General features: G+C 47.0%; 1 protein-coding gene. It reads left to right on the forward strand.

The genetic code is table 11. From position 1 onward, the window contains the following. The coding region (locus ACFIJL_RS09515) for a hemagglutinin repeat-containing protein (protein WP_375624469.1) at positions 1-1,050 on the forward strand (1,050 nt) is incomplete at both ends.

Genomic DNA, 1,050 nt, shown 5'->3' on the forward strand with positions numbered 1-1,050 from the left:
TGTTTCGGCGGATCGTGATGTCAACATTGATGCCGGCAATAATATCACCCTATCAGAAAGCTATGATACCTCTAACGCAAAAGAAAAGCATGAAAAGTCTTTTGCTGGTGTGACAACTTCCGTTGATATCGGTGTCCTTGGCACGGTACAAGGACTAAAAGATGCCGCAGATCACATGAATAATAAGGATGGTAACAATACAGTTATTAATGGCATACTGACTGGCATGAAAATCAGTCATCTTTATAGTAAAGGCAAAACCTTTGTTAATTGGCTGACTGGCAATACGGGGGAAAAGGGGAACGTAACCAAAGGACTGAGTAGCTCATTAGGAGGATTGGGGGGCTCCACCAAGGATGCTCTTGCCAATATGGCTGGTGCATCTGGCAGTGTAACCGTGGGCTTTAAAACTGAGAAAACAGAAGCCTCTTCTCAAGTCTCCACAGCGGTGACAGATAGCATAGAAGGTGGACGCGCTGTTAACATGCAAGCCCACAAAGGCAGCATTCATGGTGTTGGCGCTGATATTATCGCTGGTACCAATCCAATCTATGTGCTGGAAAATGATGCACAGAGCGGAAAGATCACCATGGAAGCAGGTAAAGATATCATCTTTGAAAGTGCACAAAACACGCAAAGCACACAAAACAGCAGTGAAAGTTCTTCAATGAGTGTTGGCACCGGTTATGGCACGGGTGGCGCAGGGGCAACGGGTAGTGCTTCTTTTAGTCAAGGGGAAGGTTCCAGTGAGGAAGTTCAACACAAAAACAGCCATATTATAGGCACCGGCACTGTTCATACCACGAGTGGGGCAAACACCACATTGGCAGGCGCCGTGGTTTCTGGAGAGCGTGTAGAAATGGAAGTAGGGGGTGATTTTGCCATTACCAGCCGCAGTGATACGGGACAAACTTCCAGTAAGCAAAACTCTGTTTCTGTTGGGTTTGGTGCTGGACAAACGGGTGGTGGGGGGTCCATGAGCGCCTCTTTCCAAAAGGATAAATCCTCCAGCGATTATCATAGTGTTGTGGAACAATCAGGCATCAAAGC

The sequence above is a fragment of the Bartonella sp. TT119HLJHH genome, from assembly GCF_042193385.1.
Lineage (GTDB): Bacteria > Pseudomonadota > Alphaproteobacteria > Rhizobiales > Rhizobiaceae > Bartonella.